Below are 21,217 nucleotides of genomic sequence, written 5' to 3'. Positions count from 1 at the left end.
TGATGATTGCTCGAATGGGCTGATTGCCGGGAGAAGGAGATGAACGGATTAAGTGATGTAAGGCTGTCGTTGGCCGCGCAGGAGTTACAGCACAGTGCTCAGACGACACTGGCTGGCCGTGTTGAATACGGGCCACAGCTGTCGCGCTGGACCCTGATGCTGCGCCGCTTGAGCACACGGCGACAGTTGCTCAAACTGACCGACCAGCAACTACAGGACATCGGCCTGACCCGACAGCAAGCGAATCGCGAGGCGTCGCTGCCGTTCTGGAAGTTATGAAATTTAGTCAGACCGCTGGCGTCTCGGTTACGCTGCCAGCCAACGGATAGGAGTCGATCATGGATATCGCAATTTTAACCTTTGAAGGCTTCAACGAACTCGATTCATTCATCGCCGCCGGTATTCTCAATCGCCTCAAGGGTTCGGGCTGGAATGTGCAGATCACCTCTCCAGCGGCCACGGTGACCTCAATGAATGGCGTGCGCATCGAAGCCCAGCAACCGTTGGAGTTCGCCAATAGCGCTGATGTGGTGCTGTTCGGCAGCGGTATCCTGACGCGCGATATCGCGCAAGACCGCTCGATTCTGGATCGGTTACAACTGGACTCGTCGCGGCAACTGATTGGCGCCCAGTGCTCGGGCACTTTGCTGCTGTCGGTATTGGGATTGCTTGATGGCGTGCCTGCCTGCACCGATTTGCTGAGCAAGCCGTGGGTGGTCGAGTCTGGAGTTGAGGTGTTGCAGCAGGCGTTTTTTGCCAGGGGCAATGTCGCCACGGCAGGCGGCTGCATGGCTTCGCAATATCTGGCGACGTGGGTGATTGCCAAACTGGCGGGTACTGCGGCGGCCGAGACGGCAATTCACTATGTGGCGCCGGTGGGCGAGAAGGAAGCCAGCGTGGCGCATAGCCTTTCGGTGGTCACGCCTTACCTCTGAAACCTTAACCGGCGCATGCAGCAACAACTGCATGCGCCGTTTTGCAAGGTTACAGAACCTCTTTCATGCGGTGCCAGAGCATGCCCATCGCCAGCAGTGGCGAGCGCAGGTATTTACCGCCTGGGAAGGTGATGTGCGGCACTTTGGCGAACAGGTCGAAGCCGTTACTGGCCTGACCGGCAATCGCCTCGCCCAGCAACTTGCCAGCGAGGTGCGTGGCATTCACGCCGTGGCCGGAGTAGGCCTGTGCGTAGAACACATTGTTTTGGCCTTTGAGGCGACCAATTTGCGGCAGGCGGTTTGCACCAATGCCGATCATGCCGCCCCACTGATATTCGACCTTGGTGTCTCTCAGGTGCGGAAACACTTCCAGCATCTTTGGCCGCATATAGCCGGCGATGTCTGCAGGATCGCGACCGGAGTAGTGGCAAGCACCGCCAAACAGCAGGCGGCGATCGGCAGACAAGCGATAGTAATCCAGCGCGACACGCTGATCACACAGGGCCATATTCTGCGGAATAATCGCTTTCGCCTGTTCTTCGCTCAGTGGCTCGGTGGCGATGATGTAGCTACCCGCCGGCAGCACTTTACCGCCGAGATTGGTGTTCAACTCGCCAAGGTAGGCGTTGCAAGCCAGCACCAGATTGTTTGCCAGCACCACGCCACTGGCGGTGTGAACTTTGACCTGTGAGCCGTACTCAATGCGGGTAACTGCGCTGTCTTCGAACAGCTGGACGCCCAGCGACTCGGCTGCAGCGGCCTCGCCAAGGGCCAGATTCAGTGGATGCAAGTGGCCAGAACCCATGTCGATCAGGCCGCCAACATAGCGGTCGGAGCCGACCACTTCACGCATCTGGTTGGGTTGCAGCAGGCGCAATTCGTGCTGGTAGCCGAGGCTTTTCAGCTCTTCGGCGTCTTCGGCAAAGCCTGCGAGGTCGCGAGGTTTATTGGCCAGGTCGCAATAACCCCAGGTCAGATCACAGGCGATGTTGAATTGCTCAACACGCTTGCGCACGATATCCACAGCCTCGATGCCCATGAGCTTGAAGTCGCGAACGCCTTCCTCACCGACGACCGATTTGAACTGGTCAACGTCATGGCCAACGCCACGAATCAACTGTCCGCCGTTGCGACCGCTGGCTCCCCAGCCCATTTTGTGGGCTTCGAGAACCACCACGGACAAGCCTTTCTGGGCCAGCTCGATCGCTGTGTTAAGCCCCGAAAAGCCCCCACCAACAATGCACACATCAGCGCGCAGCTCACCTCCCAATGGTGCGTAGGCCACGCTGCGGTTAGCGCTGGCGGCATAGTAGGAGGCGGCGTGCTGATTGCTGTGAACCGGTTGGTGAACGCGGGCGTTCATGTGTTAAATCCTGTTTATTGTGTTTGGAAAATTTTACGAAGCATAAGCATGGTTGCAGCTGATCGCCAAGCATAAATCCAAAAAAGTGGCTGAGCGTCGCATAAATCTCGTTGCGCTTCGGCACAGGTTAAACTGTGTAAACCTGTTAAGGATGCTGCTTATGAGTTGTACCAGCCGGAAAATTGATTACCTGCGTCGGCAGATTCCCAGCTTTGCCTGTATCCCGGGTTGTCACGATTGTTGCGGGCCGGTCACAGCATCCTCCGAAGAGATGTCGCGGCTGCCGCACAAGAGCGATGCCGAGCATGAGGCGGCGCTGGAAGAGTTGAACTGCGTGCATCTGGGGCCGAACGGTTGTCAGGTGTATGACCAGCGTCCACTGATTTGTCGCCTGTTCGGCACCACGCCTAATCTGCCGTGCCCGCATGGCCGTGGCCCCGAAGTGCCGATTGAGCCGGAGTTTGAGGCGCAGGTGCACAAGTTGATTGCGACTACCCGCCAGGTTTTGGTTTAGCGCTCATGTGCAACTGCCTGCGGCTCACACGAACAAGGGCTGAATCTGCTCGATCACACGTTTAGCCCGTGCAGACAACGGCCATTCAGCGCGGTGTATCAGCCACAAGGTGTCGATTACGCCTCGCTCGCTTTGAATCACCTGCACACGCTCAGACTGGCCGAAGGCGATGCGCGCAAAGCGCGGTATTACCGTGAAGCCCAGACCACGCGCTACTGACTCCAGAATCAACGAGATTTGATTGGTGTAGCCGCGTGTCGGCAGGTTGCGAATACCCGGCGCTCCGGGAAACGTACGGCTTAACAATCTGCTGGCCATTGCTTGTCCGTCGGGGTGATCAATAAAGCCCAGGCGTTCAAGATCCTGCCAGCTGTTCACCGCTGCGGCGCTCGGCGCGACCAGTTCCAGCGGTTCTTCGCAGAAGCGGCTGACCTTGAGCCGTGGGTCGTCCGGTCTCAGGGTCGTCAAACCCAGCTCAAAACGGTTTTCCAGCACGCTGGACAAGACCTCGCTGTCCGGGGCGAAGCGATGACGAATGTTCAGCCCGGGATGAGCCTGCTGTAACTCCAGCAGATGTGGATAAATTGCCAGGCCGATGCTGCCGGGGCTTATCAGGCTGATCTCGCCGTGGTCGCTCTCAGCCTCAGACAAGCGCAACTGCAAGCGCTGATCCGCCGCGCCAACCTCTGCACAGTATTCCAGTAATGCATGGCCCGCCGGGGTCAGTTCCAGTGCGCGCGGACGCCGGATTAACAACTGGCCCAGGCGCTCTTCGAGTTTTTGCACATGTTGGCTGACGGCCGCTTGGGTGAGGTCGAGCCGCTCGGCGGTGCGGGTGAAATTACCTTGCTCCGCTAGAGTTGCAAAAGTGCGCAGCCACTGAGGATTTATCATAACGAATACTTATGCTCTCGATAACAGTTGCCTTATTTTTATTATGGCTATGGCTGCATAGACTGGCTACTCATTAATCAACCCGAGGTAATGACCATGTCCACTGTCTACCCAAGAAGCTTTTCCCATATCGGCTTGTCGGTGACCGACCTCGACGCGGCGGTCAAGTTCTACACCGAGGTCATGGGTTGGTACCTGATCATGCCGCCAACCACCATTGTCGAGGATGACTCGGCCATTGGCGCCATGTGCACCGACGTATTTGGCGAGGGCTGGGGCTCGACGCGTATCGCGCATCTGTCCACGGGCGACCGCATCGGAGTGGAGATCTTCGAATTCTCCAATGCCGAGAAGCCACAGAACAACTTTGAATACTGGAAAACCGGGGTCTTTCACTTCTGCGTACAAGACCCGGATGTAGAAGGTCTGGCGGCCAAAATTGTTGCTGCCGGTGGTAAGCAGCGGATGCCGGTGCGCGAGTACTTCCCGGGCGAGAAGCCATATCGCATGGTCTACATGGAAGATCCGTTCGGCATCATCCTTGAGATCTATAGCCACAGCTATGAACTGACTTACTCCGCAGGCGCTTATCAGTAATGCGCTGAAAGCCTGATTGCAGCGAATGGCCGTGGTCACTGGCCATTCGCTGGGTCGCGTTCTATTGCTCCGGCTGTCACGTCTGGCTGCGGCGGTTGTTGTCAGCCGATGTGACTGATCATGGCGAGCCTATTCCGGAACCGGCAGAGACAGGCTCTCTTTAACCTCTTCCATGACGATATAGCTCTTGGATTCGCGTACGTGGGGCAGCTTGAGCAGGATGTCGCCAAGCAGTTTGCGGTACGAAGCCATTTCGTTGATGCGCGCTTTTACCAGGTAGTCGAAGTCCCCCGAAACCAGGTGACATTCCAACACGTGCGGCAGTTTCAGCACCGCGCGGCGGAACTCTTCGAAGGTGTCGCCTGACTTGTAGTCGAGGCTGATCTCAACAAATACCAGCAGGCTGGCCTTGAGGTTCTGCGGGTTCAGCCGGGCGTGGTAGCCCATGATGATGCCTTCGCGTTCCAGGCGCCGCACCCGCTCGGTACACGGCGTAGTAGACAGCCCCACGCGTTCGCCCAGTTCAGTGAAAGAGATGCGCCCGTCTTCCTGAAGGATTCGCAGGATGTTGCGGTCGATCTTGTCCAGTTCGCGGCGGCTCTGATGTTGGGTGCGCATGGGCGATGCCCCTCCGTAGAAGTGTGTTTTGCCGATAATTCTCGCCAAATATAGCTTTATATATAGTGAATAACACTGCTCATTGCTCAATATACTGCGCGCATCAACGCTCTAAATAAAAAATGCCAGTGCATAGTCGCGGCAAGGAGAAAACGATGCGGGTCTTGGTGCTTGGTAGCGGTGTAATCGGAACGGTCAGTGCTTACTATCTGGCCCGTCAGGGTTTTGAAGTGACAGTGGTTGACCGTCAGCCGGCACCCGCTATGGAGACGAGCTTCGCCAACGCCGGCCAGGTTTCTCCAGGCTATGCATCGCCTTGGGCTGCACCGGGCGTGCCGCTTAAAGCCATCAAATGGTTGCTGCAAAAGCATGCTCCTTTGGCCATCAAGGCCACATCCGACCCGGACCAGTACCTGTGGATGGCGCAAATGCTGCGCAACTGCACCGCCAGCCGTTATGCGGTGAACAAAGAGCGCATGGTGCGCCTCTCCGAATATAGCCGCGACTGCCTCGATGAGCTGCGTGCCGAAACCGGTATCAGCTACGAAGGCCGCAAGTTGGGCACAACTCAGCTGTTCCGCACGCAGGCTCAGGTCGATAATGCTGCCAAGGATATCGCTGTACTAAAGCAGTCGGGCGTGCCTTATGAGCTGCTGGACCGTGCCGGCATTGCCCGGGTTGAGCCGGCACTGGCCAGCGTGACCGACAAGCTGGCTGGCGCACTGCGTTTGCCGAATGACCAGACTGGCGACTGCCAGATGTTCACCCGCAAGCTGGCTGATATGGCCCGCGCCATGGGTGTTGAATTCCGCTTCGGCGAGAACATCGAACGCCTCGATCACGCAGGTGATCGCATCAACGGCGTGTGGATCAACGGCAAGCTGGAAACCGCTGACCGCTATGTATTGGCGCTCGGCAGCTTCAGCCCGCAATTGCTCAAGCCGCTGGGCATTCGTGCACCGGTTTATCCGCTCAAGGGTTATTCGCTGACTGTGCCAATCACCAACGGTGACATGGCGCCGACCTCGACCATCCTTGATGAAACCTACAAGGTTGCAATCACCCGTTTCGACCAGCGCATCCGCGTTGGCGGCATGGCTGAAATTGCCGGTTTCGACATGAGCCTCAATCCGCGTCGCCGCGAGACGCTGGAAATGATCGTTGGCGATCTCTACCCGCAAGGTGGCGATGTCAGCCAGGCCGAATTCTGGACCGGGCTGCGTCCGGCGACCCCGGATGGCACGCCAATCGTTGGTGCAACCCGTTACAGCAACCTGTTCCTGAACACCGGTCACGGTACGCTGGGTTGGACCATGGCCTGTGGTTCCGGGCGCTTCCTGGCCGATCTGATGGCGAAAAAGCGTCCGCAGATCAGCAGTGAAGGTCTGGATATTTCCCGTTACAGCAAGAACAAGGAGAGCTCTGCTCATGGCAGTCCAGCGCCTGCGCACTGAGTCGCGCTACAGCGAAATCGTCATCCATAACGGCACGGTCTATCTGGCCGGCCAATTGGCCGACGACTTCAGCGGCGATATCGTCGCGCAAACCGAACAAACCCTGGCCAACATCGATTTGATGCTGGCTGAGGCGGGCACCGACAAGAGCCAGATCCTCTCGGTGACCATCTACCTGAAAGACATGGAGCGTGATTACGCCGGCCTTAATCAGGTCTGGGATGCCTGGGTCCGCCCTGGCACCGCACCTGCCCGCGCGGCAGTCGAAGCGCGGATGTACAAGCCCGACGTACTGGTCGAAATGACCGTGGTGGCTGCGCTCAATAACTAGTCCCATTGACCCGGCATGTTGTCCCTGCCGGGTTTTTTTATGACTTATCCACAGCAGAAGACAGAATAATGCGTCCAGCCCGTGCCCTTATCGACCTTAATGCGCTGCGTCATAACTACCGTTTGGCCCGCGAAGTATCCGCTGCCAAAGCCCTCGCGGTGATCAAGGCGGATGCGTATGGGCATGGTGCGGTGCGCTGTGCGAAAGCGTTGCAGGATGAGGTCGATGGCTTTGCTGTGGCCTGCATTGAAGAGGCGCTGGAGTTGCGCGAAGCCGGCATTCGCGCGCCGATTCTGCTGTTGGAAGGTTTTTTCGAAGCCGCTGAGCTTGAGCTGATAGAGCAGAAAGACTTCTGGTGCGTTGTGCATTCGCTCTGGCAGCTTGAAGCGCTTGAGCGCGCGCAACTCAATCGCGCGCTTACGGTCTGGCTCAAGCTTGACTCGGGCATGCACCGTGTTGGTTTTCATCCAGACGATTACGTCGCCGCCCATGAGCGTCTGCAGACCAGCAGCAATGTCGGCAAAGTCGTATTGATGAGCCACTTTGCGCGTGCCGATGAACTCGACTGCTCGCGCAGCGAAGAGCAGCTTGAGGCTTTTGAACAGGTGCGCGGCGGCATTGATGCCGAGATCAGCCTGCGCAATTCGCCGTCGGTGCTGGGCTGGCCGCAAGTACCGAGCGACTGGGTGCGCCCCGGCATCATGTTGTACGGCGCTACGCCGTTTGAGCAACCGCAAGCGCTGGCCAGCCAGTTGCAGCCGGTGATGACCCTGGAATCGAAAATTATCAGTGTGCGCGAGCTGCCGGCGGGTGAGCCGGTTGGTTACGCGGGCAGCTTTGTGACCGAGCGACCGACCCGTGTCGGCGTTGTGGCCATGGGTTATGCCGACGGTTATCCACGCCACGCGCCGACCGGCACCCCGGTTGCGGTCGATGGCCAGCTGACGCGGCTGATAGGCCGGGTATCGATGGACATGATCACTGTCGACCTCACCGATCTACCTCAGGCAGGTCTGGGCAGCCGGGTCGAGTTCTGGGGCAAACAGGTGCTCGCCAGCGACGTTGCCAGCCGTGCAGGGACTATTCCTTATCAGATTTTTTGCAATTTACGTCGCGTTCCGCTGCTCTATTCTGAGGACTGAGTAATTTTCTGAGCAGGATATGGGACAAGGCTGTTGTAAATACTGAACGCTGTTGCCATGATACGGACACATTTTCTGTATCAGCCCGAAGGGGGACTCCAGCATTGGACGTCGGTGTACGACTGCAATCCATTCGCAAACTCAAAGGCCTTTCCCAGCGTGAACTCGCTAAACGGGCAGGCGTTACCAACAGCACTATTTCGATGATCGAGAAGAACAGCGTAAGCCCTTCGATTAGCTCATTGAAAAAGGTGTTGGCGGGTATTCCCATGTCACTGGTCGAGTTTTTCTCCCTCGACATGGAACAGGACAGCAGTGCCCAAGTCGTCTACAAAGCCGGAGAGTTGATCGACATCTCCGATGGCGCGGTCACCATGAAGCTCGTCGGCCGGGCGCATCCCAGCCGGGCTATCGCATTTCTCTCTGAAACCTATCCTCCGGGTGCCGACACGGGCGACTCGATGCTTGCGCACGAAGGTGAAGAGGCCGGATTGCTGGTGGAAGGGCGTCTTGAGTTGGTAGTCGGTACCGAGACTTACATTCTGGAGCAGGGCGACAGCTACTACTTTGATAGCAGTAAACCCCACCGTTTCCGTAATCCTTTCGACGTACCGGCAAAGCTGGTGAGTGCGACAACGCCGGCCAACTTTTAATCTGCAAGGCGCTTAGATCGGCCCTTTGGCCGGTATTGGCCACTGACTAAACTTTTAGTTGGTGGCAGTGCCTCGCGCCTGCTGCGGCAATTTAGGTTGTTTCGGCCAGCTGGGCTTGCCGTTATACTTGCATATCGCTCGCGAAACCGTGGCCGCGGGTGAATCTAGCCATGATGAGGTAATGCGTGTGAACCTAATTAAAAAGATGCTAATAGCCCCCGTAACAGTGATGGCGCTTTGGGCCGTTACTGCTCAGGCCACTACCGACGATGCTATTGCCGAGCGCTTGAAGCCGGTAGGTCAGGTCTGTGTGCAGGGTGAAGAGTGTAAAGGCGTAGAGGCTGTCGCTTCTGCTGCTGGCGGTGGTGCTAAAACCCCCGACGACGTGATCGCTGCTCATTGCGGCGCGTGCCACAGCACTGGCGTGTTGGGCGCTCCGAAAATCGGTGATACCGCTGATTGGAAAAAACGTGCTGACGAGCAAGGCGGTCTTGACGGCCTGCTGGCCAAAGCCATCTCCGGTATCAATGCCATGCCGCCAAAAGGCACCTGTGCTGACTGTACCGATGACGAGCTGAAAGCGACCATCCAGAAAATGTCCGGTCTGTAAGACTGCATTTTTAGAAAAAGCCGCCTGCGGGCGGCTTTTTTGTGCCCGCAGAAAACTGGCAGGAACTTGGCGTTGGCATGTGTCTCTATGTTCAGGTGACAGCGGGTGGCGCGCCGCTACGCTTAAACATTTCAGCCAGTGTGCAAACTGCGCAGCAACTTCAGTGACGAAGGCGCAGAGTTCTAACCATGCAAGGAGAGCCTAATGCAGTCGATGTATTCGTTTGACGCCGCAATCGAGCAGGTGCTTGATCGTATCAAGGGGCCGATAAAGCTCGCCCTGCCGCTTGGCCTGGGTAAACCCAATCGCTGGGTTAATGCCTTGTATCAGCGCTGCAAACAACTCCCCGAGCGTCAGCTGAAAATCTATACCGCGTTGTGTCTGGCTCGTCCGCAACCCGAAGCCGGGTTGCAGCAGTTGTTTGTAGAGCCGTTTCTTGAGCGGGTGTTTGCTGACTATCCCGAGCTGGATTTTCTCAGCGACCTTCGCCATGGAACGCTTCCGGCCAATATCAGCGTCGAGCAGTTTTTCATGCAGCCAGGCAGTTTGTTGCATTGCGATGTCGCCCAGCAGAGCTACATCAGCAGCAACTACAGCCATGTGGCGCGCGACCTCAATGATCACGGGGTGAACCTGATCGCCCAGTTGGTGGCCAGCGATCCTCAGCGGCCCGGGCATTTCAGCCTGAGCAGCAACCCCGATATCACCCTCGACCTGATGCCGCTGATGGAGCAGCGCAGAGCACGCGGTGAGCCGATTATCTATCTGGCGCATGTGCATGCAGATCTGCCCTACATGCCAGGTGATGCCGAGGTTGCGCGGGAGGTGTTCGACATCCACTTGCAGGAAGAAGAGCACACCACGCTGTTCTCGACACCCAACATGCCAGTCAGCTTGCAAGACCACTGCATTGGTTTACACGCCAGTACGCTGGTGCGCGATGGCGGAACCTTGCAGATTGGTATCGGTTCGATGGGCGATGCGCTGACTGCTGCGCTGCTGGCGCGCGATGCCAGCAATGCGGCCTACAACGAGGTTTTGCAGGCACTGGCAGTCACCCCTGAGACCTTGGCAGGCAGCGTGGCGATTGGCGGCAGCGGTGGGTTTGAGCAAGGTTTGTACGGCTGCAGTGAGATGTTTGTAAACGGCCTGCTAAAACTGGCGGATGCCGGGATTATTCGCCGTGCGGTGTACCCGGATTTAGTGGTGCAAAAGCTGGCCTCGGCTGATGCGCTCGACGATCAGGGCGCGCCGAAAAGTGTGCAAACCATACTCGACGCCGGGTTCTGCCCAAATCTCACAGCGGATGCTTTGGCACATCTGCAACAGCACGGGTTGCTTGCTGAGGGGATCACGTTACAGGCTGGTGAGTTGCAGTTGCCAGACGGCAACCAGGTGTCTGCCAATCTTGCGGATGCAGCGACCCAGGCCGCGCTGGCGGCGTATTTGCGGCCGGCAACTGCTGGCGTGGTGCTGCACGGTGGGTTCTTCCTGGGGCCGCGCTCCTTTTATGCCCGACTCAATGAGCTGGATATGCAGCAGCGCCAGCGTTTCGCCATGACCGGTATCTGCTTCATCAATGAGCTTTACGGCGAGGAGCAGCTGAAACGCCTGCAACGCCGCGATGCACGCTTTATCAACACGGCGTTCACCATGACGCTGATGGGCGCGGCGGTATCTGATCAGCTCGAAGATGGCCGGGTGCTGAGTGGTGTGGGCGGGCAGTACAACTTTGTCGTGCAGGGCCATGCATTGCACGATGCCCGCTCGATTCTGCTGCTGCGCAGCTGGCGCGAGTCGGCAGGCGAGGTCACATCGAACATTGTCTGGGATTATGGTCATGTCACCATTCCACGGCATTTGCGCGATATGGTCGTCACCGAATATGGCGTGGCGGACCTGCGCGGTAAGAATGATGCCGAGGTGATCGCGGCGCTGCTGGCGATCACTGATTCGCGGTTCCAGCCCGAGCTGATCGAGCAGGCAATAAAAGCCGGCAAACTGGCCAACGACTTCCAGCTTGATGAGTGTTACTGCAACAACACACCCGAGCGCTTGCAGGCAGTGCGCGCCGGTAATGCCGGGCTGTTCGAAGAGTATCCATTGGGCAGCGATTTCACGCCCGACGAGTGCGATTTGCTGCGTGCGCTGAACTGGCTGAAGAGCAAGTTCAAGCTCACCGAAGTCTTTGAGTTGGGCAAGGCCGCGCTCGACGCTCCGGAGCCTGCGGCCTTCATGACGCATTTGCAGCGGATGAATCTGGCGCAGCCGCAAGGCCTGACCGAAGGGCTGTATCAGCGCTTGCTGTTGGCAGGCTTGCAGGCGACCGCAGAGGCTTAGCGGTGTTTTTGAGTAACGGCGTATTCGCCGTTACTCAATGTCTGGCTTACTCGAGGAAGCTGACCGCGCCGTCGGCGAGCGAGCTGATACGCGCCAGTGACTCTACGCGGAAACCCTGAGCGTCCAGTTCGGCGCGACCGGCCTGGAATGACTTCTCGATGACCACACCAATCCCGGCGATGCTGGCGCCTGCCTGCTCGATCACGTCGATCAGGGCTTTGGCGGCGCGGCCATTGGCCAGGAAATCGTCGATTACCAGTACGTGGTCGTCAGCAGTCAGGTGCTTGGCCGAAACGGCAATGGTGCTTTCGGTCTGCTTGGTGAAGGAGTAAACCTTCGAGGTCAGCAGGTCATCCTTGAGTGTCAGCGACTGGTATTTACGCGCGAAAATTACCGGTACACCGAGTTCCAGACCGGCCATGACTGCCGGTGCGATACCGGACGCTTCGATGGTGACGATCTTGGTGATGTTCTGATCGCGGAAGCGCACGGCAAACTCATGGCCGATTTGCTGCATCAGTTTCGGGTCGATCTGATGGTTAAGAAAGGCATCGACCTTAAGTACCTGCTCAGAAAGCACAATGCCTTCTTGGCGAATTTTCTGTTTCAGCGCTTCCACGCAGTTACCCTCGTTTTGGTGTGATTTTCCGTACTGGTGTCGGAATTTATAGCGTTGAATGCAGCCGTTGTGCGGGCATTCAGCGGTTATTTTTTCAGCATTGCCCGCAAGTCTGCCAGTGCGGCATTGCCGCGGGCGGCTTTTACTTCTACGGGCGCATCCTCAAGACCTTCCCATTCGAGGTCTTCAGGCGGCAGTTCGTTAAGGAAACGGCTCGGCGAGCAGTCACTGATTTCACCGTATTGCTTGCGCTTGGCGGCAAAGGTGAAGGCCAGGGTTTCCCGCGCGCGCGTAATGCCCACATACGCCAGACGGCGCTCTTCCTCGATGGTGTCCGCCTCGATGCTGGAGCGGTGCGGGAGGATTTCTTCCTCCATGCCAATAATGAACACATAGGGGAATTCGAGGCCCTTGGAGGCATGCAGGGTCAGCATCTGCACGCCGTCGGCGCCTTCCTCTTCCTCTTGCTGGCGTTCGAGCATGTCGCGCAGAACCAGTTTGCCGATGGCGTCCTCGATGGTCATGTCGCCGTCTTCGTCACGCTCCAGGGTGTTTTTCAGCGCTTCGATCAGGAACCAGACGTTGCCCATGCGGGCATCGGCGACCTTGTCGTTGGAGGCGTTCTGGCGCAGCCAGTTTTCGTAGTCGATATCCATGACCATGCTGCGCAGCGCCGCAATCGGGTCGTTCTGCGCACATTGCTGGCGCACGCCATCCATCCACCGGGCAAAGCGCGCCAGGCGTTCCGTGTAGCGGTTGTCGAGGTGCTCACCCAGGCCAATCTCGCTGGCGGCAGCGTACATGCTGATCTTGCGCTCGGTGGCGTAATTACCCAGCTTCTCCAGTGTGGCCGAGCCGATTTCACGGCGTGGCACGTTAATCACGCGCAAGAAGGCGTTGTCATCGTCCGGGTTTACCAGCAGGCGGAAGTAGGACATCAGGTCTTTTACTTCCTGACGGGCAAAGAAGCTGGTGCCGCCGCTCAGGCGATAAGGAATCTGGTGGTGCTGGAGTTTCAGCTCCATCAGCTTGGCCTGATAGTTACCGCGATAAAGAATGGCGAAGTCGTTGTAGGGGCGGTCTTTGCGCAGGTGCAGGGTGAGGATTTCCATGGCGACCCGTTCGCACTCGGCGTCTTCGTTGCGGCAGCGAATCACCCGGATCTCATCGCCCACGCCCATTTCACTCCACAGCTGCTTCTCGAACGCATGCGGATTGTTGGCAATCAGGGTGTTGGCGCACTTGAGAATGCGGCTGGTGGAGCGGTAGTTCTGCTCCAGCATGACGATTTTCAGTGACGGGTAATCTTCTTTCAGCAACATCAGGTTTTCCGGCCGCGCGCCACGCCAGGCGTAAATCGACTGGTCATCGTCGCCTACCACGGTGAACTGATTGCGCGTGCCCACCAGCAGCTTTACCAGCAGATACTGGCTGGCGTTGGTGTCCTGATATTCGTCGACCAGCAAGTAGCGGATGCGGTTTTGCCACTTCTCGAGAATATCGGCGTGCTCTTGAAACAGCTTCACCGGCATCAGGATCAGGTCGTCAAAGTCCACTGCGTTGTAGGCCTTGAGCGTGCGCTGGTAATGCAGATAAACGATGGCGGCAGTTTGCTCTTTCGGGTTGCGTGCCTCGGCCAGCGCCTGATCAGGCAGGATCAGGTCATTCTTCCACGAGCCGATGTAGTTCTTGATCTCGTCGATGCCGTCGTCGCCCGCGTACTCTTTCTGCATGATGTCGCTGAGCAGCGCTTTGATATCGCCCTCATCGAATATCGAAAAGCCGGGCTTGTAGCCAAGGCGTGCATATTCCTTGCGGATGATATTCATGCCCAGATTGTGGAACGTCGAAACCGTCAGGCCGCGCGCCTCGCCACCTTTCAACAAGGTGCCAACACGCTCTTTCATTTCGCGCGCGGCTTTGTTGGTGAAGGTCATCGCGACAATGTGCTGGGCGCGCACGCCGCAGTTCTGCACCAGATGAGCGATTTTTCGGGTGATCACGCTGGTCTTGCCGGAGCCAGCGCCGGCGAGCACCAAAAGAGGGCCGCCGACGTAATTCACGGCTTCTTTTTGCCGGGGGTTAAGTCGGGACATTGCACTGATCACCAAAGAAGTAGCCGGGCATTTTAACAGGCTGAGCGCGTTGTGCCCTAACCGTCTGGAAGTGTGTCTTGCCGCACACATTGAAAAATCTGCTGACGGGGAGAAACATCTAATCCTTTACCCTTGAGCACTTGTCGAAAAATCAGCTTTAGAGCAGGATGCACTTAAGGACACACGGAGGTGTTTGAAAAGACATCATTTAATGGTGCAGCGAGACGGATCTCCGTCGAAATTTTTGTGGTCTGGGGGAAGTTGCTTGTCCGCGCTCGTCGAACCCTTACGCTTGGTTCTCTTAGCCGATGCTACTGGTTGGCCAGAACTATTACGTAAGCTCCTTGGGGCTGAGGCATGTCCATTCCCGCTGATTACGGCACCTTCCTGGGACGTGGCGCGTAGCCTCTTCCATAATTGCGGCAACGGCCTGTTGCTGACGACCAAAGAATACCAGCCGGCTCCCGGCACCTGCCCGTTACCGGTCATCCTGTTACTCGAAGAAGAGCCCGAAAACGAGCCCGAAGGGGTTAGCGACTGGCTGGTGCGTGAGCGTGTCACTGGCGACGTGTTGCGCCGTTCGCTGCGTTATGTGCGCGAGCAAGGCACGCTGCGGCAGACGCTCAACCGGTTGGCCGAGCAAGATGCCCTCACCGGCATCGCCAATCGGCAGGGCTTCCAGACCTTGCTGGCAGCCAGACTGGCTTCAAACGAAGGCCGTGGTTTGACCATGGGCCATCTTGATCTGGATAACTTTCGCCACGTTAACGATGCGCTGGGTTTTCGCGCCGGTGACCGACTCATCCTACAAGTGGTCGCACGGCTTAGAGCATTACTTCAGGCTGGCGATCAAATTGCCCGCTTGGGCAGTGATGAATTTGCTTTGTTGCTCGACACCCGCCGCGATCCGAAACGAGTCGAACTGGTTGGCGAGCAGATCTGTGAAGCGCTGGCTGAACCCTATTGGGTGGATGGCGAAAGCCTGCTGCTCGGTTGCAGTCTGGGGTTGGCACATGCCAACAGCGTCAGCGCTGCCGACCCGCTGATGTGGCACGCCAATATCGCCATGCAGCAAGCCAAAGGCCAGCAGGGCTGCGCCTACCATGTCTATGACGAGCGCATTACCCGCGATGCGCGTGGCCAGACCGATCTCGAAGGCGAACTGCGCCGTGCTCTGCGCCGTGATGAACTGGTGCTGCATTATCAGCCACGGCTGTGCCTCAAGGCTGGCCGGGTCGTCGGGCTGGAGGCGCTGGTGCGCTGGCAACATCCTGAGCGTGGCTTGTTGCCGCCGAGCGAGTTTGTGCCTCTGGCAGAGGAGAGCGGGCTGATTGTGCCGCTCGGCTATTGGGTTATCTCGCGTGCGCTGCGCGATATGCAGTGGTTGCTCGGCCGTGGCCTGCCGCCGCTGCACATGGCGATTAACCTGTCGTTCCGCCAGTTTCAGGACAGCCAGCTATTGCCGACCCTGAGTCGTCTGATTGCAGAGCGCGGCGTCGATGCGCGCTGGCTGGAATTTGAATTGACCGAGACGGCGATTATGCGCCGCAGCGATCAGGTGCAGCAGACCATGCTCGCGCTGGGTGAGCTGGGCGTGCGCTTCTCGCTGGATGACTTCGGCACCGGTTTCTCATCGTTCGTGCACCTCAACAACCTGCCGATCACGCTGCTCAAAATCGACAAGAGCTTTGTCGGCGGCATGACCGAGCGCACTGAAAACCGCCAACTGGTGCGCGCCATGATCAACCTGGCGCATAACCTCAATTTGGAAGTGGTCGCCGAAGGTGTGGAAGACACCGAACAGATGATGCTGCTGCGTCAATTCGGCTGCGATCAGGCGCAAGGTTATCTGATCAGCAAGGGCCTGCCGCTCAACGAGCTGGTGCGTTTTCTGATGCAGGCTCCCCGCCATGCGCAATTGGGCATGGCGCATAACTAGCTCCACGCCCGTTTAGCCCCCGGCATTCTCGCTACGCGCGTCAGCTACGCGCGTTCGCCCGCAGACTCCGCTAGCGCTATTCCTGCTTCCTCGGCACGCAGCAGGCGCGCGGTTTTCCATTCAAAGCCCAGGCTCAGGCCTACAGCCGCACACGCCAATCCCCCGGCCAATCCCCACCACACGCCTGCAGCGCCCCAGCCCAGCGGGAAGGCCAGCGACCAGGCCAGCGGTGCGCCGATCAGCCAATAGCACAGCAGGCCGACATAAAAGGTGGTCTTGGCATCTTTGAGGCCCCGAATCGCGCCCATGGCGATGGTTTGGATGCCATCGAACAACTCAAACAGGGCGGCAATCGCCAGCAGGCTGACAGCCATTGCGACGACATCGCTGAATTGCGGATCTTGCGGGTCGAGGAACAGGCCGACAACAAAGTGCGGCGCCAGCCAGAACAACGCGGCAAAGCCGAGCATGCAGCCTGCACCGAGCAGCAGTCCGAGCCTGCCCGCGCGTCTGGCCTCGAGCAAATTGTTGGCGCCGTAGTGGCGGCCAATCCGAAAGGTGACTGCGTAGGAAATGCCCACCGGCACCATGAAGGCGACGTACACCGACTGGATAGCGATTTGGTGCGCGGCTATCTGTGTGCTGCCCATCGCGCCCATGCACAGCGCAGCAAAGGCAAATAACCCGGATTCCACCGCATAGGTGCCGCCGATCGGCAAGCCCAGACGCACCAGTTCACGCAGCTCTTCAAGCTGTGGGCGGAGCAGGCCGCGTTGCAGCGGATAGGCGTTGTAGGCGCTGTGATGCATGACATGCCAGAGCAGCAGCAAGGCCATTACGCTCATCACTATCGCAGTCACCAAGCCAATGCCAGCGAGGCCCATGGGCGGCAGGCCGAACCAGCCTTTAATCAGCGCATAGTTGAGCACGAAGTTGGCCACGGCGCCGCCAATGCTGATCGCCACAACCGGGCCGGGCCGGTCGATGGCGCTGGTAAAGCCGCGCAGCGCCATGAATGTCATGTAGCCAGGCAGGGCAAACACCAGCGTGCTCAGAAACGGCGCTGCCATAGCCACGTTGGCCGGTGTCTGGCCGAGTTTCAGCAGCAGCGGCTCCAGGTTCCAGAGCAGCAGACCCGCACCGAGTGCGAGCATCCAGCCCATCCACAGGCCGTTTTGGGTGATGCGGGTAACGCCGGCGGCATCATTGGCGCCATGCTTGATCGCCACCAGATTACCGACAGCGGCAATGGTGCCCACGCAAAAAATCGACACGAACGAGTAGGTCGCGGCCCCCAAGCCGCCGCCTGCCAGTTCGTCCGGGCCGAGCATGGCCATCATCACGGTGTCGGTAAACACCATGAGCACGTGCGCCAGTTGCGCAACGATCAATGGCCCGGCGAGGCGCAGGATGGCGACAAATTCACGTTTGTTAGAATGCAGCATGGCCTGCGGATATCCTGCTTAAAACAGCGAATAAGGTTTGCCCGCGGTGCCGTCGGCAAAGCGCGAGCAGCCGAAGGCCTTGAGGTCAAAACCGGGTTGGCCGCTGGTGGCCCACTGGCTCATCAACTTGCCGACAATCGGTCCCATCGCAAAGCCGTGGCCGCAGAAGCCGGTCGCGATCAGCAAGCCCGGCACTTGCGACGGAGCATCCAGCACCGGGATGCCATCGGGCAGTACGTCGATGAATCCGGCCCAGCTTTCGATCACCCGAACACCGCGCAATTGCGGGAAGGCGCGGCCCAGTGCTGCCTGCGCACGCTTGATGCGTTCGGCTTGCGGCAGGGCATGCGGGTCGCGCTCGGCAATGGCCGGATCATTGCCGCTGAAGCGCTGGCGCAGGTCGTGTAAAAACGCGCCATTGAGACGGAATCGGAAACTGTGGTGATGCTCGGGCAACAGCGGCAAATACCAGGATGCACCACGTAAGAAGCTCAGGCTGAGGTCGATGTCGGCCTGCGCCTCGTCGGCCAGATTGATGCTGCCATCGGCGCGCTGGCGCATGCCGATGCCATGCCCAATGAAACTGCAGGCACCAATATCCGCGCCCGGACTGGTGCGCGAGACGGTGCTGCGAATGGCCTGCTGCGGAATCTCCAGCCCTAGCGGCTTGAGCAGGCGCCAACTGCTGGCGCCCGCGGCGATCAGCACACGCTTGGTTTTGACATAGCCGCGCTCGGTTTGTACGCCGCAAATGGCTCCGGCTGCGCGGTCGATGGCCGTGACGCCACAGCCTTCGGCGAAATGCACGCCGGCTTCGAAGCCGCGCAGGGCAAAGCCGGGCGTGACGCGACGAGGCTCGGCCTGACCATCGCTTGCGGTGAACAGTCCGCCTTTAGCCGGATCGGCCAAACCGGGGATCTTTTCCGCCACTTCGTTACGGCTGAGCACGCGGGTGTCGAGCCCGAACTGTTGCGCCACGCCCAGCCATTCCTGATATTCACTCAGATGCTGTTCGGTTTCGGCCAGATACAAACACCCGCCCTGACGCCACTCCAAGGGCAACTGCAGCTCATGCTCAAGGTTTTGCCAGAGAGGCATGGCCGCCATCATCAAGGGTACTTCGGCGGGGTCGCGGGCCTGCTGGCGAACAAAGCCCCACGCGCGGGTGGACTGTTGGCTGGCAAGGCCGGCCTTGTCGCAAACCAGTACCGATAATCCCTGCTTGCTCAGATAGTAAGCTGTCGCGCAGCCCATGATGCCTGAGCCGGCGATCACCATATCGACTTCGCGTGGCAGTTCGTTCGCCGTGGCAAGTGAGGGGTGAAGTGGATAGCAACCGGGGCTCATGGCAATCTCGCAAACAGGTATTGAGTTATGCAGTATGGGAAACTGAGCCGGTAAACGGCAAAGGGATAATAGGTATATCTAGCATGAGTTTTAGTCATCTATGAATCGTAAGCTCCCGCCCCTGTATGCACTTCGCGCTTTCGAGGCGGCGGCGCGGCATGCTTCATTCACCCGGGCTGCCGAAGAACTGCTGATTACGCAGAGCGCAGTCAGTCGGCATATCCGCACGCTGGAGACGCATTTCGATTGCCGTCTGTTTGAGCGCAATGGGCGCAACCTGCGCCTGACCGAGCAAGGCCGGTTGCTGGTGCCGGGCCTGCGTGATGGTTTCGATGCCTTGGAGCGGGCGTGCATGCCGTTGCATATCGACGATTCGGTTATCCGCATGAAAGCCCCGTCGACGTTGACCATGCGCTGGCTGCTCTCGCGCTTGTCGCGGTTTCGGCAGATTAATAAAGAGGCCGAAATACAGCTCACCAGCGCGTGGATGGATGTCGACCAGGTGGACTTCCAACGCGAGCCCTTCGATTGCGCCGTGTTGCTGGGGCGCGGCAACTTCCCGGCGGAGTGGGAGTGTCGGTTGCTGTTTGCCGAGTGGCTGACCCCGGTCTGTGCGCCTGAGCTGGCGCGGGACGGCGAGTGGGATGTGCAACGCCTGCAAGGCGCAGAGCTGCTTCACCCGACACCCGACCGGCGCGACTGGCGTCAGTGGTTGCAGGCCATGCAATTGCTCGATCAGGTGCCGCTGAAGGGTGGTCAGGTATTCGACACCTTGGAGTTGGGTATCGTCGCGGCAGCACGCGGCTATGGCGTGTCGATTGGCGATCTGGTGATGGTGGCGGAGGATGTTGCCGAAGGGCGCCTCGGCCTGCCGTGGTCGACTGCGGTTGCCAGCGGCAGCTGTTACTACTTGGTATGGCCCAAAGCGCGGCGCAATCAGCAGCGTTATCACCGGCTCAGCGAGTTTCTCGAGAATGAGGTGCAGGCGATGACCCTGCCGCAGGTGCGCTATCTATAGTCTGGCCCAAGTCTGAGCGTGCGTCGGTTTATCGTAAAAAATAATGGACTCGCCGTCAGTCTGGCTGCGGGTTTGCTGGGTTTAATCGGCCGTTATACGGTGCGTGCGGGCAACATGACGGCAGAAGATTTTTCAGCATTTTAGCGGGAAGTGTTTGACATATTTTACGGTTCGGGCAATCTGTGTGGGCGGTTCTGTTCGTCAGGCAGCCGTCGCGGAAGGTTCGGTTACCTTCCACTCCCTGCGTCAAGGCGTGCTCCCTCTGCGGGTTGCAAACCACGCTGCCAGACAAACGATCCGTGCCAAACAGGATGCGCTGCGAGTCTCTCGCCCTTCCTGCACAGCAACGGCAGGCCGACCTGCCTCAAGGTGACGTATGTCCAAAAACGACAGTGCTACTACTTCTAACTCTAAACGCAAACCCGTTGTACTGATGTCCATGGGGGTCCACGAACGCAAGGGCCACCTGTATCAAGTAATGACCCACAAATACATCACACCAGTTGTCGACTTCGCTGGTTGTGTACCGCTGCTCGCACCGACGTGCTGCGGTCCTGACGACATTGAGCAATATCTGGATATGGTCGATGGCGTTTACCTGACAGGCGCCGGTTCGAATATCGAGCCTTCGCTGTACGGTCAGGAAAACATGACGCCTGAGAAAGGCCAGGACATTGATCGCGACATGTTCGACATGCCGCTGATCCGTGCTGCCATCAAGCGCGGCCTGCCGATTTTCGCCATCTGCCGTGGCATGCAAGAAATCAACGTTGCACTGGGCGGCGATATCTACCAGAAGCTCTACGCCGAACCTGGCTTCAATGACCACCGTGAAAACCCCAATGACCCGGTTGATGTGCAGTATGCGCAGAGCCACAACGTGCGCCTGAAAGAAGGCTCATGGTTGGCCAAGCTGCTGGCAACTGAGGAAATTGGTGTTAACTCGCTGCATGGTCAGGGCATCAAAACCCTCGCTAAAGGCCTGGAGCCGCTGGCGTTTGCAGAAGATGGGCTGGTTGAAGCGTTCCATGCGCCGAGCCTGTCGAACTTCCTGTTCGCGGTGCAATGGCACCCGGAATGGCAAGCTGCGCAGAACCCGGACTCGGTAAAAATGTTCGAAGCGTTCGGCGAAGCCTGCCGTCAGCGCCAGAGCAAGCAAGTATCCAGCGCGGCTTAATACCCGCGTTTGCTGAAGAAGCCCGGTTATGCCGGGCTTCTTTTTGCCTGTAATTTATTCTGAGAGCTTGGCATGCCAACGTCCGCAGAGGCTAATCGTTGGCCTTGCACCGATTTGGTGCGTTC

20 protein-coding genes are annotated in these 21,217 nt (G+C 58.4%); 13 read left to right on the top strand and 7 right to left on the bottom strand.

Features of this window, described 5'->3' with window-relative positions:
* The first annotated feature begins 39 nt into the window (after window positions 1-39).
* Window positions 40-279: a DUF1127 domain-containing protein gene (locus PMYSY11_RS20720; protein WP_150547898.1), complete on the top strand. Its 240-nt coding sequence runs from the start codon at window positions 40-42 to the stop codon at window positions 277-279.
* A 59-nt stretch (window positions 280-338) separates the two neighbouring features.
* Entirely contained in the window at window positions 339-935 is a 597-nt protein-coding gene (locus tag PMYSY11_RS20715; RefSeq protein ID WP_150547897.1) for a DJ-1/PfpI family protein, read from the top strand.
* Between the two features lie 49 nt (window positions 936-984).
* On the opposite strand, the gene PMYSY11_RS20710 is transcribed toward PMYSY11_RS20715, so the two are convergent.
* Window positions 985-2,298 carry an NAD(P)/FAD-dependent oxidoreductase gene (locus PMYSY11_RS20710; RefSeq protein WP_150547896.1) on the bottom strand — a complete coding sequence of 438 codons (1,314 nt, stop codon included), beginning with the start codon at window positions 2,296-2,298 and terminating at the stop codon, window positions 985-987.
* A gap of 160 nt (window positions 2,299-2,458) precedes the next feature.
* Between PMYSY11_RS20710 and PMYSY11_RS20705 the strand changes: the two genes are divergently transcribed.
* Entirely contained in the window at window positions 2,459-2,812 is a 354-nt protein-coding gene (locus PMYSY11_RS20705) for a YkgJ family cysteine cluster protein (protein WP_069898512.1), read from the top strand.
* 24 nt (window positions 2,813-2,836) lie between these two features.
* Here PMYSY11_RS20705 and PMYSY11_RS20700 read toward each other — a convergent pair whose 3' ends face one another.
* Window positions 2,837-3,706: a LysR family transcriptional regulator gene (locus tag PMYSY11_RS20700; RefSeq protein WP_150547895.1), complete on the bottom strand. Its 870-nt coding sequence runs from the start codon at window positions 3,704-3,706 to the stop codon at window positions 2,837-2,839.
* A gap of 96 nt (window positions 3,707-3,802) precedes the next feature.
* On the opposite strand from PMYSY11_RS20700, the gene PMYSY11_RS20695 reads away from it, so the two are divergent.
* On the top strand, window positions 3,803-4,303 hold the full coding sequence (locus tag PMYSY11_RS20695) for a lactoylglutathione lyase family protein (RefSeq protein ID WP_069898573.1): 501 nt from the start codon (window positions 3,803-3,805) through the stop codon (window positions 4,301-4,303).
* 129 nt (window positions 4,304-4,432) lie between these two features.
* On the opposite strand, the gene dadR is transcribed toward PMYSY11_RS20695, so the two are convergent.
* Window positions 4,433-4,921 (bottom strand): transcriptional regulator DadR, encoded by a 489-nt coding sequence (gene dadR / locus PMYSY11_RS20690; RefSeq protein WP_025163949.1) that lies wholly within the window; start codon window positions 4,919-4,921, stop codon window positions 4,433-4,435.
* Window positions 4,922-5,076: 155 nt separating this feature from the next.
* On the opposite strand from dadR, the gene dadA reads away from it, so the two are divergent.
* The 6 genes from dadA (at window position 5,077) to PMYSY11_RS20660 (ending at window position 11,451) form a co-directional block, all read left to right on the top strand.
* Window positions 5,077-6,375, top strand: coding sequence for a D-amino acid dehydrogenase (dadA, locus tag PMYSY11_RS20685; protein WP_069898510.1), 1,299 nt, complete (start codon window positions 5,077-5,079; stop codon window positions 6,373-6,375).
* A complete protein-coding gene (locus tag PMYSY11_RS20680) occupies window positions 6,350-6,706 on the top strand; it encodes a RidA family protein (protein ID WP_069898509.1) in 357 nt (118 codons plus the stop codon). The genes dadA and PMYSY11_RS20680 overlap by 26 nt, the downstream gene beginning before the upstream one ends.
* Window positions 6,707-6,774: 68 nt before the next feature.
* The gene (gene alr / locus PMYSY11_RS20675) at window positions 6,775-7,848 is read left to right on the top strand and encodes an alanine racemase (RefSeq protein ID WP_150547894.1); all 1,074 of its coding nucleotides are present in this window, start codon (window positions 6,775-6,777) and stop codon (window positions 7,846-7,848) included.
* A gap of 104 nt (window positions 7,849-7,952) precedes the next feature.
* A complete protein-coding gene (locus PMYSY11_RS20670; RefSeq protein ID WP_069898507.1) occupies window positions 7,953-8,501 on the top strand; it encodes a cupin domain-containing protein in 549 nt (182 codons plus the stop codon).
* Between the two features lie 187 nt (window positions 8,502-8,688).
* Window positions 8,689-9,111 (top strand): c-type cytochrome, encoded by a 423-nt coding sequence (locus PMYSY11_RS20665; RefSeq protein ID WP_069898572.1) that lies wholly within the window; start codon window positions 8,689-8,691, stop codon window positions 9,109-9,111.
* Between the two features lie 204 nt (window positions 9,112-9,315).
* A complete protein-coding gene (locus PMYSY11_RS20660; protein ID WP_239655510.1) occupies window positions 9,316-11,451 on the top strand; it encodes an acetyl-CoA hydrolase/transferase C-terminal domain-containing protein in 2,136 nt (711 codons plus the stop codon).
* Window positions 11,452-11,497: 46 nt separating this feature from the next.
* On the opposite strand, the gene PMYSY11_RS20655 is transcribed toward PMYSY11_RS20660, so the two are convergent.
* On the bottom strand, window positions 11,498-12,070 hold the full coding sequence (locus PMYSY11_RS20655; RefSeq protein WP_069898505.1) for a xanthine phosphoribosyltransferase: 573 nt from the start codon (window positions 12,068-12,070) through the stop codon (window positions 11,498-11,500).
* A gap of 86 nt (window positions 12,071-12,156) precedes the next feature.
* On the bottom strand, window positions 12,157-14,166 hold the full coding sequence (rep, locus tag PMYSY11_RS20650; protein WP_069898504.1) for a DNA helicase Rep: 2,010 nt from the start codon (window positions 14,164-14,166) through the stop codon (window positions 12,157-12,159).
* A 265-nt stretch (window positions 14,167-14,431) separates the two neighbouring features.
* Here rep and PMYSY11_RS20645 point away from each other — a divergent pair, with 265 nt between their 5' ends.
* Window positions 14,432-16,105 carry a putative bifunctional diguanylate cyclase/phosphodiesterase gene (locus tag PMYSY11_RS20645; RefSeq protein ID WP_150547893.1) on the top strand — a complete coding sequence of 558 codons (1,674 nt, stop codon included), beginning with the start codon at window positions 14,432-14,434 and terminating at the stop codon, window positions 16,103-16,105.
* A 44-nt stretch (window positions 16,106-16,149) separates the two neighbouring features.
* Here PMYSY11_RS20645 and PMYSY11_RS20640 read toward each other — a convergent pair whose 3' ends face one another.
* Together PMYSY11_RS20640 and PMYSY11_RS20635 are read right to left on the bottom strand one after the other, a co-directional pair.
* Window positions 16,150-17,550, bottom strand: coding sequence for a NorM family multidrug efflux MATE transporter (locus PMYSY11_RS20640; protein ID WP_150547892.1), 1,401 nt, complete (start codon window positions 17,548-17,550; stop codon window positions 16,150-16,152).
* 18 nt (window positions 17,551-17,568) lie between these two features.
* Window positions 17,569-18,897 (bottom strand): NAD(P)/FAD-dependent oxidoreductase, encoded by a 1,329-nt coding sequence (locus PMYSY11_RS20635; RefSeq protein WP_150547891.1) that lies wholly within the window; start codon window positions 18,895-18,897, stop codon window positions 17,569-17,571.
* A gap of 100 nt (window positions 18,898-18,997) precedes the next feature.
* Here PMYSY11_RS20635 and PMYSY11_RS20630 point away from each other — a divergent pair, with 100 nt between their 5' ends.
* Window positions 18,998-19,915: a LysR substrate-binding domain-containing protein gene (locus PMYSY11_RS20630; RefSeq protein WP_090509986.1), complete on the top strand. Its 918-nt coding sequence runs from the start codon at window positions 18,998-19,000 to the stop codon at window positions 19,913-19,915.
* A 376-nt stretch (window positions 19,916-20,291) separates the two neighbouring features.
* Window positions 20,292-21,092, top strand: coding sequence for a gamma-glutamyl-gamma-aminobutyrate hydrolase family protein (locus PMYSY11_RS20625; RefSeq protein WP_150547890.1), 801 nt, complete (start codon window positions 20,292-20,294; stop codon window positions 21,090-21,092).
* The last annotated feature ends 125 nt before the right edge of the window (window positions 21,093-21,217 follow it).

Source organism: Pseudomonas marincola (assembly GCF_900682675.2).
In the GTDB taxonomy this organism is placed as follows: Bacteria; Pseudomonadota; Gammaproteobacteria; order Pseudomonadales; family Pseudomonadaceae; genus Aquipseudomonas; species Aquipseudomonas marincola.
The sequence above is the reverse complement of the archived record's forward strand: the minus strand, read 5'-3'. Positions and strand labels throughout refer to the sequence as shown.

What these genes read in the sequence shown, in the direction of transcription:
- PMYSY11_RS20680 (WP_069898509.1), top strand. Translation starts at nt 6,350, where the DNA reads ATGGCAGTCCAGCGCCTGCGCACTGAGTCGCGCTACAGCGAAATCGTC.
- PMYSY11_RS20630 (WP_090509986.1), top strand. Translation starts at nt 18,998, where the DNA reads ATGAATCGTAAGCTCCCGCCCCTGTATGCACTTCGCGCTTTCGAGGCG.
- PMYSY11_RS20660 (WP_239655510.1), top strand. Translation starts at nt 9,316, where the DNA reads ATGCAGTCGATGTATTCGTTTGACGCCGCAATCGAGCAGGTGCTTGAT.
- rep (WP_069898504.1), bottom strand. Translation starts at nt 14,166, where the DNA reads ATGTCCCGACTTAACCCCCGGCAAAAAGAAGCCGTGAATTACGTCGGC.
- alr (WP_150547894.1), top strand. Translation starts at nt 6,775, where the DNA reads ATGCGTCCAGCCCGTGCCCTTATCGACCTTAATGCGCTGCGTCATAAC.
- PMYSY11_RS20700 (WP_150547895.1), bottom strand. Translation starts at nt 3,706, where the DNA reads ATGATAAATCCTCAGTGGCTGCGCACTTTTGCAACTCTAGCGGAGCAA.
- dadA (WP_069898510.1), top strand. Translation starts at nt 5,077, where the DNA reads ATGCGGGTCTTGGTGCTTGGTAGCGGTGTAATCGGAACGGTCAGTGCT.
- PMYSY11_RS20625 (WP_150547890.1), top strand. Translation starts at nt 20,292, where the DNA reads ATGTCCAAAAACGACAGTGCTACTACTTCTAACTCTAAACGCAAACCC.
- PMYSY11_RS20695 (WP_069898573.1), top strand. Translation starts at nt 3,803, where the DNA reads ATGTCCACTGTCTACCCAAGAAGCTTTTCCCATATCGGCTTGTCGGTG.
- PMYSY11_RS20715 (WP_150547897.1), top strand. Translation starts at nt 339, where the DNA reads ATGGATATCGCAATTTTAACCTTTGAAGGCTTCAACGAACTCGATTCA.
- PMYSY11_RS20705 (WP_069898512.1), top strand. Translation starts at nt 2,459, where the DNA reads ATGAGTTGTACCAGCCGGAAAATTGATTACCTGCGTCGGCAGATTCCC.
- PMYSY11_RS20710 (WP_150547896.1), bottom strand. Translation starts at nt 2,298, where the DNA reads ATGAACGCCCGCGTTCACCAACCGGTTCACAGCAATCAGCACGCCGCC.
- PMYSY11_RS20635 (WP_150547891.1), bottom strand. Translation starts at nt 18,897, where the DNA reads ATGAGCCCCGGTTGCTATCCACTTCACCCCTCACTTGCCACGGCGAAC.
- PMYSY11_RS20640 (WP_150547892.1), bottom strand. Translation starts at nt 17,550, where the DNA reads ATGCTGCATTCTAACAAACGTGAATTTGTCGCCATCCTGCGCCTCGCC.
- PMYSY11_RS20720 (WP_150547898.1), top strand. Translation starts at nt 40, where the DNA reads ATGAACGGATTAAGTGATGTAAGGCTGTCGTTGGCCGCGCAGGAGTTA.
- dadR (WP_025163949.1), bottom strand. Translation starts at nt 4,921, where the DNA reads ATGCGCACCCAACATCAGAGCCGCCGCGAACTGGACAAGATCGACCGC.